This is a genomic window from Micromonospora sp. M51 (assembly GCF_018070305.1).
Classification (GTDB): Bacteria; Actinomycetota; Actinomycetes; order Mycobacteriales; family Micromonosporaceae; genus Micromonospora; species Micromonospora parva.
The window spans coordinates 1-9,385 of record NZ_JAGPXZ010000172.1; the positions used below are offsets into that span (position 1 = coordinate 1).

Genomic DNA, 9,385 nt, shown 5'->3' on the forward strand with positions numbered 1-9,385 from the left:
GACCACGAACAGGTCACCCAACCCGCGGTCGAAGATGATCTCGGCGGCCAGCCGGGAGTCGGAGCAGCCGACGATCACCGCGAACGGGTGCTGCCCGTCGGCGACGGCGGCCCGGTGCCCGGCGTCCTGGTTGGGATGGTGTGGCGCGCCGCCGACGAAGCGTCGATTGCCGGCGACCAGTTCGGCGTACGCCCGGCTCGGCTCACTGAGCACTGGCGCTCGATCGGTGGTCCGCTGCGTACCCGGCTGACCACCGGCGTTCCCGGCATGACTCATCCCGCACCTCGTCTCGACGCATCTCACCTGGTCAGACCGACTTTCCGCCGACCGGGCGGCGGGCGCTCAGTCGCGCTCCACCGTCACACGCACGCTAAGATGCGTCAAGGTATGCGTGATTTAGATTTCATACGTTGACCCCGGTCGCCCCCTGGGCAACCCTCCCAGGGCGGGGCGGACAAGACTCTCCGCGAGCAGGCGGACATCCGGAAGGGCGGTCAACGATGGCGAGCACTGTGACGGGCGACACCGACGGCGGGCGGAACTGGACGTTCCTCACCAATCACGGGCACGTCCTGCTGGCCATCGCCCGCAATCCCACCGCCCGGCTACGCGACGTCGCGGCCGAGGTCGGGGTCACCGAACGCGCCGCGCAGGCGATCGTGGCCGACCTGGAGGCGGGCGGCTACCTGCACCGCACCCGCGTCGGACGACGCAACGAGTACACCCTCAACCCGGCCGGCCGGTTCCGGCACCCGGCCGAGGCCGACCGACAGGTCGGCGACCTGCTCGCGCTGTTCGCCGACACCCCCACCGCGAAAGCGAACCCCCGGGCCTGACCTCGTCACCGGGGGCCGCTGCCCGACGGCAGCGGCGGTAACCTTTGCGGGTGCGCGAATGCCCGCCGTTGAGCGCGACCTCGTCCCGACGTGCCCTTCGCGGCGTCCTCAGTGGAACGCTGGCGGCAGTGCTCGGCGCTGGCCTGGTGGCACCCTCCCCCGCGGCGGCGGCACCGCCGCTGTGCGGTCCCCCCGGCTCCGACGGCCTGACCCAGATGCCGTGGGCGCTACGCCGCCTGGAGCCGTCCTCGGCGTGGCCGCTGTCCCGGGGCGCCGGGGTCACGGTGGCCGTGATCGACTCCGGAGTCTCCGCCGCCCACCCGCTCCTCAAGGGGCAGGTCCTCGAGGGTCGCGACTTCAACGGCCTACCGGCCCGGCAGGGCCAGTGCGACGAGGCCGGGCACGGCACGCTGATCGCCGGCATCATCGCGGGCCGGGAGGGCACTGTCGTCCCCTTCACCGGCATCGCCCCGGCCGCCCGCATCCTGCCGATCCGGGTGCTGCCACAGCTCGGGGCGGTAAGCGATCCGCAACTCCCCGCCCAGATCGCGGCAGCCATCGACTGGGCGGTCGCGCAGGGCGCCGACGTGATCAACCTGTCCCTCACGACGATTCCCCGCCCCGAGCTGACGGCGGCCGTCGAGCGGGCGCTGGACAAGGGCGTGGTGCTGGTCGCCGCCGCCGGCAACCGGTCGGAGGATTCCCAGAACCTGCCGGGCTACCCGGCCGCGTATCCCGGAGTGATCGCCGTCGGTGGCGTGGACGAGCAGGGCAGCCACGTCGGCACCTCGATCAGCGGCGACTACGTCGACATCGCCGCACCGGGAATGAACATCGTCGGGCCGGCGCCCGGGAACAGCGGCTACCGCACCGTGCCGGAGGGCGGGACCAGCTACGCGGCCGCGTACGTCTCGGGAGTGGCCGCGCTGGTCCGGGCCGCCTACCCGAGTCTCAACCCGCAGCAGGTCGCGGATCGGCTGAAGCGCACCGCGGACAACCCACCCGAGGGTCAGAACGCCGACATCGGCCACGGAATGGTCAACCCGTACCGGGCGGTGTCGAGCCTGCTCGGCACCCGGACGAACCCGCCCATCGGCGCGCTGCCGGCGCCGGCCGTGCGGGACGACCCGCTGAGCTGGCAGCGCCCCACCGCGATCTGGGCGGCGGTCATCGGCGCGCTGCTCGCCGGGCTGCTGCTGGTCGCCCGGCCGATCATGACCCGGGGCCGCCGACGCGACTGGCGCCCCGGCCGACGCACCGACGCACCGACCGCCGGTTGAGCGGCGCACCGCGACGCGGTGCCGACGCCCACACACAAAGCGGCTCCGGGCCGGGCGAACCGGACCGGAGCCGCTTGTGCGAATGCCTCAGCTCCACACCTTGGAGTTGCTCATCTCCGTGGTGAGGTAGTTCTCCCGGGCGATGCCCACGGCACCACCGATCTCGTTCAGGATCCGGTTGATGTCCCGGACCGCGGCGTCCCACTTCGCCTGGTGCTGCTCGTAGGCAACCCGGTCCTCGCCGTCCCAGTGCAGCTTGGTCAGCATCGACCGCAGCGTGTCGAGCTTTTCCTCGAGGGTCTTCGAGATGGCCTGCATCTGCTGGTTGCTGCTCTCGAGGACCGCATAGTCAACTTTGATCGTCACGATTTCCTCCTCTGCCGGCTACGGATCACGGGTTGAGAGCAGAGTGGAACTTGTCCAGCATCTGCTGCTGCTCCTCGTCGTTGACCTGGTGCGTCGTACCCGACTTGTCGAGCAGGTCAGCGATGCTGTCCATCGCCGTCAGCAGTTTGACGGTGTCCTCGTTCCAGCGCGTCATCAGCGACTGGAAGCCCGTGGACGCCTGACCCTTCCACGCGATGGCCAGGTCGTCGACGACGTTCCACAGCTTCTTCAGCTCACCGTCGACCTCGCTGCGCGTGGACCGCACGTCACTCGCGGCGGTATGCAGAGTCGCAGCTTCGACCTCGAACGCCATGCTTCACACCCTTCCGTCTGTTGTGGTGGCGGCTTCGCCGCATCCCTCCCCCGCGGCAAGGCAGCAACACCCCACCGACGGACACTCCTGTGAAGACCGTAGCGGAACCTGTCCAGCCCTCGCAGCCCTGGCCGGTGCCGTTCGATGGATGGTGGTGAATCGGGCCGGGACAGCCCACCACCCCCCACCGAACGGCCGACCGCGCTCAGGCTGGCTCAGACCAGGCGGTCTGGATCAACTGCTGGCCGTCGCGACGACGGACCAGGGTGCCCCGGCCGGGCGGTTGCGGGCTCGGCCGCAACGTGCCGAAGACCGCCCCCTCCTCCCGGTTGCCGGACATCAGCAGGCCCGGCGAGTCCAGCTCACGCAGCCGTTGCAGCACCGGCTCGTAGAGCGCCCTGGACACACCGCCGACCCGGCGCGTGATGATCAGGTGCAGACCGATGTCACGGGCCTGCGGCAGCAACTCCTGCAGGGCACTGAGCGGGTTGCTCCCGCCGGAGGCCACCAGGTCGTAGTCGTCCACCAGGATGTACAGATCCGGGCCCTTCCACCAGCTCCGGTCGCGCAGCTGGGCGGTCGTCACATCCGGGCCGGGCAGCCGGTTGGACAGCGCGCTGCGGATCGACCCGAGCCCCTGGGCGAACGCCTGGTTCGACGGCGCGTAGTCGAGCAGGTGGTCACCCTCCACCGCCCCCAGCAGGCCGCGCCGGTAGTCGGCGATCACCAACCGGGCCTGCGCCGGGGTGTACCGCTCGGTGATCCCCCGGGCGATCAGGCGCAGCAGGTTGGTCTTGCCGCACTCCGCGTCGCCGAAGACCGTCAGGTGCGGCTCGTTGGCCAGGTCCAGGTAGACCGGCGCGAGCGCCGACTCGTTGACACCGACCGGGATCCCGGGCGCCGACCGGTCGATGATCCGGGCCAGTTCCGCCACCGGCAGGCGGCGGGGCAGCAACCGCACCTTCGGCGCGGGACGACCCGGCCAGTTCGCCGCCACGTGCCCGGCCAGGGACACCGAGGCCTCGCTCAGATCGTCGATGTCGCGACGCCCGTCGATCCGCGAGATGGCGGTGAGGAAGTGCAGCTTGTCGCGGGTCAGACCCCGACCGGGTGACTTCTCCGGCACGTTGTTCGCCGCGCGGCGGTCGATCTCGGACTCCGACGCGTCACCGAGGCGCAGCTCCAACTTGGTGCCGAGCAGGTCCCGCATGTTGATCCTGATCTCCGCCCACCGCACGGCGGTGAGCACCACGTGCACACCGAAGCCGAGGCCCCGGTTGGCCAACGTGGTGATGGTCTGCTCCAGCTCCTCGTACTCCTGGCGCAGTGTGTTCCAGCCGTCCACCACCAGGAACACGTCGCCGAACGGGTCGTCGGCGAACTCGCCAGCGGCCCGACGACGGCGGTAGCTCGCCACCGAGTCGATGCCGTGCTGGGCGAACCGGCCCTCCCGCTCGTCCAGCACCGCGACCACCTCGGCCACCGTCCGGCGGACCGCCTCGACGTCGCGTCGGCCGGCCACCCCGGCCATGTGCGGCAGCCGCTCCATGCTGCGCAGCGCGCCCCCGCCGAAGTCCAGGCAGAAGAACTGCACCTCGCGTGGCGTGTGCGTGAGGGCCAGCGAGGCGAGCAGCGTACGCAGCATCGTGCTCTTGCCGCTCAGCGACCGACCGACGATGACCACGTTGCCGCCGGCCCCGGCCAGCTCGACCATCATCGGGTCCCGACGCTGCTCGTAGGGGCGGTCCACCACACCGACCGGCACGGTCAGCCGCCCGCGCCCGGGCCAGGACGCGGTGCACAGCCCGTAGGTCGGGTCGACCGCCAGCGGGCCGAGCAGCTCACCCAGACCCGGCGGGTCGGCCAGCGGCGGCAGCCACACCTGGTGGGCCGGGCGGCCCCGACCCTTGAGCTGGTCGATCAGCACGTCGAGCATCGCCACGGCCTTGCCGTCGGCCGGCTGCTCCGGCTCCGGGGCGGTGTCCACCGGCACCTGCGGGACCTGCACCGGAACGAAGTCGAGGCCGTACGGCACGATCCGCCGCTGCACCAGCGCCTGCGAAGCGGATGCCTGCTGCCCCGGGGCGCGGTACGCCCCCGACACGTACGCGGCCCGGAACCGCAGCATGGTGCTGGTGTCCGTCTTCAGGTAGCCGTGGCCCGGCGCGTTCGGCAGCTCGTACGCGTCCGGCACGCCGAGCACGATCCGGCTCTCCACAGCGGAGAACGTCCGCAGACCGATCCGGTACGACAGGTGCGTGTCGAGGCCCCGCAGCTTGCCCTCTTCGAGGCGCTGGCTGGCCAGCAGCAGGTGCACGCCGAGGGACCGCCCCAACCGGCCGATCATCACGAACAGGTCGATGAAGTCCGGTTTGGCGGCGAGCAGTTCGCTGAACTCGTCACAGATGATCAACAAGCTGGGCATCGGGTCCAGCGGCTCACCGGCCGACCGCGCCTTCTCGTACTCGAAACGGGAGACGTAGTTGCCGGCCGCCCGCAGCAGCTCCTGCCGGCGCACCATCTCGCCGGCGAGGGCGTCGCGCATCCGGTCGACAAGCGGCAGCTCGTCGGCCAGGTTGGTGATCACCGCGCTGGTGTGCGGCAGCGCCTCCAGCGAGGCGAAGGTCGCACCGCCCTTGAAGTCCACCAGGACGAAGTTCAGCTCCTCCGACGAATGGGTCACCGCCAACGCGGCCACCACCGTCCGCAGCAGCTCACTCTTGCCGGAACCGGTGGCCCCGATCACCAGACCGTGCGGGCCCATGCCCTCGTGCGCCGACTCCTTGAAGTCGAGCTCGACCACGTTGCCGTCCGGGCCGACACCGAGGGGGATGCGCAGCCGGTCACGGTGACCACGCGGACGCCAGGTGTTCTGCACGTCCACCGCGGCGGCGTCACCGACGCCGAGCAGGTCCGGCAGCTCCGTGCTGCGCGCCAACGGCTCGTCGCCACCGGTCTGCTGCTGCGAGAGCCGGAACGGGGCGATCTGTCGGGCCAGCCCCTCGGCGGCCTCGGCGCTGAGCCGGTCAGGCCGGCCCAACGTCGACGACGAGCTGCCCCGGACCAGGTCGAGTGAGCTTCCGTCGCCCACGTCGAGGCAGAGCAGCCATCGGCCGGCGTCGCGCGGCACCGTCCCGGAGAGGTCGATCACCGTGGTGCCGAGCAACCCCGGGCCCACCAGCTGACAGGTCGGTGAGATCTCCCCGCCGTCGATCACCACGATCAGGTGCGGGGCAGTGGTCAGCGGCTTCGCCTCCGGCGCGAACCGGGGCCGGCCGGTCAGCTCGGCGCTGAGCGCCGCCTCGGCCTCGGCCAGGCTGGCGAAGACCAGCCGGCGGGCGCCGGCCGCGTCCGTACGACCGCTGTGGTGGGCGTGCGGCAGCCACTTGACCCAGCCCCAGGACGTCTGCCGGTCGGGTGCGGCAACCACCGCGATCACCAGGTCGTCCGGCGCGTGGAAGGTGGCCAGCTGCCCCAGCGCCGCCCGGGTCAGATCGAGCACGGGCTCGCGGTCGCCGCGCAGCACCACCCGGCTGAACGCGCGCACCGACAGCGCCGTGGGCAGGTCGGGCACTGTGGAGTGGGCGCGGACGAACCGGCGAAGCGCGATGGCGCTCATCGGCTCCAGGTCCTCCACCGGCTTCGTCTCCGGCGGGACGATCTCCACGGCGAGCCGCTGCGGGCCGAGGGCGATCCGGGTCTCCCCGAAGTCGTCCTCGGTGATCCGTCGCTCCCAGAGTCGCCGGGACGCGGCGATCGACCAGAGCGCGTCGGGCTCCGGGTGCCGCCAGGCCATCGCCGCCCGCTGCTGCTCGGCGGCCCGCCGGGTGCGCTTGCGCATCTGCGCCAGGTAGCGCATGTAGTCGCGGCGGTCGGCGTTCAGCTCGGCCTTGTCCTTGCCACCGTTGTTCGCCAGCGAGCCGATCGCCATGCCGAGCATCGAGACACCGAACAGACCACCGGCGACGTACGTCATCATGCCGCCGCCCTTGCCGGCGTAGAGGAACGCCATGGCACCGACCCCGCAGAACATCGGCAGGATCATGAGCAGCTGCCCCATCCCCCGGGGCGTCGGCTCGGGCAGCTCGGGAGGTGACTCCAGCAGCACCTCGCCGCGCGGCAGGGCCGGCCCCGGCTGACGCGGGAGCCGACGGAACACCACAGTGCTCACGGCTGTCTCCTCCCCAGAAGCGGCCCTGATGACGTGCCGCCGCGGAACACCGCCCGCGGGTGGGCATCGTACGTGCCCGTCATCGTAGGTAATCTGCCGTGTGCGCGGTGGACCCGGACCGCAGCATCACAGCCAGCCGATCACAGACGCACCTGGAGGCCACTGTGGCGACGAAGACGGCGACCGGCGGTCTGAGCCGGATCACCATCGTGGCTCCGCGTACCCGGATGGACCTGGCGCTGCCGTCGGACGTGCCGATGGCCGACCTGCTGCCCACCCTGCTGCGCTACGCGGGCGAGGACATGGCCGACGAGGGTGCGCGGCACGGCGGCTGGGCACTGTCCCGGTTGGGCGGTGCGCCCCTCGACGGTGGTCGTACCGCGGCGCAGCTCAGCGTCCGCGACGGTGAGGTGCTCTACTTCAACCCCCGCTCCGACGCCGCACCGGAGATCGTCTTCGACGACGTGGTGGACGCGGTCGCCACCGCGACCAACCAGCGCCCCGGCGCCTGGCAGGTCGGCGCGACCCGTTCCTTCGCCGTGATCTTCGCGGCGGCGGCGCTCGGCGCCGGCGCGGTGGCCGCCCTGTTCGCCGGCCCGCCGCACCTGCCCGGCGCGGTGGCCGCGCTGCTGGTCGCGGTGGCGCTGCTGGTGGGCGCCGCAGTGCTGTCCCGGGCCGCCGGGGACAGCGGCACCGGCGCGGTGCTGGCCATGATCGGCCTGGTGCACGCGGCCACCGGCGGCCTGCTGCTGCTCGCCGGCGACCGATCGCTGACCGAGCTGGACAGTCCGCACGTCCTGCTCGCGGCAACCGCGGCGGTGGTGGCCGGCGCGGTGGCCGTGCTGGCGGTCGGCGACCGGTACCCGCTGTTCTTCGCCACGATCGGGGTCGCGGCCGCGACCGGCCTGGGCGCGGTGCTCTGCCTGGTCCTCGACCTCGACGCGGCGGCCTCCGCCGCGGTGATCGCCGCAGTGGCGTTCGGCGTCGTGCCGGCGCTGCCGATGATGGCCTACCGGCTGGCCCGGCTGCCGGTGCCGTCCATCCCGACCGGCCCGGAGGACCTGAAGACCGACAGCGAGTCGGTGGACGGTCGGCAGGTGCTCCAGCAGAGTGAGCGCGCCGACGAGTTCCTGACCGGCCTGCTGTGGACGGTCGCCGTGCTGGTGCTGGGCGCGCAGATCGTGCTGGCCCTGGACGGGCGGCTGCCGGCGGTGTTGCTGTGCCTGGTGCTGGCCCTGCTGGCGCTGCTGCGGGCTCGCCCCCTGCTGGGCCGGGCCCAGCGCACCCCGGTGCTGCTGGCCGGCACCGTGGGTCTGGGTCTGGCCGCCGCGACCACCTTCGCCGGTGGGTCGCTGCCGGTCCGGCTCGGCCTGATCCTGGGCGGGCTGGTGCTGGCCGCGGTGATCAGCCTGATCTACGGTCTGAGCGTCGCCGGCAAGCGCATCTCCCCGGTCTGGGGCCGCCTGCTCGACATCGTCGAGATCCTGCTCATCATCTCGCTGGTGCCGCTCGCCTTCTGGGTCTGCGGCCTCTACGGCTGGATCGTCAACCTCCGACCCTGACCGTGTCTCGCCGCCGCACCGGTCAGCGCGACCGCGGACCGGTCAGGACGCCCAGCGCCGACGCGACCGGAGCGGTGGCGTAGACGCCCGGGGCATGCTGACCGTCCATCGGCCGGGTGGACCCGCCCGCGCGGTCGGCGACCTCGCGGACCACCTTGACCAGCGCCTCGACATGGTTGTCCATCGCCGCGACCCGCACCAGCGGCGCCGCCACCCGACCGTCCGCCGAGACGGTCACGGCCACCGTGTGCGACGGCGCCGAGGTGGCGGTGATCGCGTCCACGAGAGGGCCGAGCGGAGCGTCGGAGCGGCCCCGCAGCGCCATGCAGCGGTGCGTCCAGCCGCCGCCGCGCAGCCCACGCCAGCTCTCCGCCGGCACCTCGGGCACCAGGTCCAGACCGGCGGCCGAGACGATCGCCGCGCGCAGCTCCTCCCGGCCCAACGGGCGGTGGGCCAGCCCCGCCGAGGTCAGCGCCTTGCCGAGCCGGCCGATCCCGGCGGCCACCGTCCGGTGTACGCCGGTCAGCCCGCCGCCCCGACTCACCGCCTCGACCCGGGCGTCGCGGACGGTGAGCCGCAGCGCCACCCAGACGGTCCGGTGCGCCGCCGGCGGCGCACCGGGTGCCGGATACCAGACCAGCGTGTGCGCGACGACCTGGGCCCGGGAGACCGGGGCGTTGAAGTCCGCGAGCACGCCCAGCGCGCGGTCCACAGCGGACGCGTCGACGGAGCCGACCGCCGCGCCGGTGGCGGACTGCAGGGCGACGGCGGCGAACCAGCCCTGGTCGTCGCGCCCGATGCCGAGCCGGGTGCCACGGGCGGTCAGCTCGATGATG

At 72.4% G+C, this 9,385-nt stretch carries 8 protein-coding genes; 3 read left to right on the top strand and 5 right to left on the bottom strand.

All coding sequences use genetic code 11. The features are described 5' to 3' along the window. Window positions 1-276: carbonic anhydrase (locus KBX53_RS12125; RefSeq protein WP_305797941.1), on the bottom strand; the 276-nt coding region annotated here is incomplete at its 3' end. Between the two features lie 224 nt (window positions 277-500). Between KBX53_RS12125 and KBX53_RS12130 the strand changes: the two genes are divergently transcribed. Beyond that, window positions 501-836, top strand: coding sequence for a MarR family winged helix-turn-helix transcriptional regulator (locus KBX53_RS12130; RefSeq protein WP_030329551.1), 336 nt, complete (start codon window positions 501-503; stop codon window positions 834-836). Between the two features lie 50 nt (window positions 837-886). After that, the gene (gene mycP / locus KBX53_RS12135; protein ID WP_245233544.1) at window positions 887-2,116 is read left to right on the top strand and encodes a type VII secretion-associated serine protease mycosin; all 1,230 of its coding nucleotides are present in this window, start codon (window positions 887-889) and stop codon (window positions 2,114-2,116) included. Window positions 2,117-2,203: 87 nt separating this feature from the next. Here mycP and KBX53_RS12140 read toward each other — a convergent pair whose 3' ends face one another. The 3 genes from KBX53_RS12140 to KBX53_RS12150 form a co-directional block, all read right to left on the bottom strand. Beyond that, window positions 2,204-2,482, bottom strand: a complete 279-nt coding sequence (locus KBX53_RS12140) for a WXG100 family type VII secretion target (RefSeq protein WP_030329555.1) — start codon at window positions 2,480-2,482, stop codon at window positions 2,204-2,206. A 25-nt stretch (window positions 2,483-2,507) separates the two neighbouring features. Beyond that, window positions 2,508-2,816, bottom strand: coding sequence for a WXG100 family type VII secretion target (locus KBX53_RS12145; protein ID WP_030329557.1), 309 nt, complete (start codon window positions 2,814-2,816; stop codon window positions 2,508-2,510). Between the two features lie 205 nt (window positions 2,817-3,021). Continuing rightward, complete coding sequence (locus KBX53_RS12150) at window positions 3,022-6,987, bottom strand: type VII secretion protein EccC (protein WP_030329559.1); 3,966 nt, start codon at window positions 6,985-6,987, stop codon at window positions 3,022-3,024. A 164-nt stretch (window positions 6,988-7,151) separates the two neighbouring features. On the opposite strand from KBX53_RS12150, the gene eccD reads away from it, so the two are divergent. After that, complete coding sequence (eccD, locus tag KBX53_RS12155) at window positions 7,152-8,549, top strand: type VII secretion integral membrane protein EccD (protein WP_030329561.1); 1,398 nt, start codon at window positions 7,152-7,154, stop codon at window positions 8,547-8,549. A gap of 22 nt (window positions 8,550-8,571) precedes the next feature. Here eccD and KBX53_RS12160 read toward each other — a convergent pair. Next, the coding region (locus tag KBX53_RS12160; protein ID WP_210859206.1) for a type VII secretion protein EccE at window positions 8,572-9,385 on the bottom strand (814 nt) is incomplete at its 5' end.

Bases quoted from the DNA above. Each gene is read 5' to 3' on its own strand.
- KBX53_RS12130 (WP_030329551.1), top strand. From the start codon at position 501: ATGGCGAGCACTGTGACGGGCGACACCGACGGCGGGCGGAACTGGACG.
- KBX53_RS12145 (WP_030329557.1), bottom strand. From the start codon at position 2,816: ATGGCGTTCGAGGTCGAAGCTGCGACTCTGCATACCGCCGCGAGTGAC.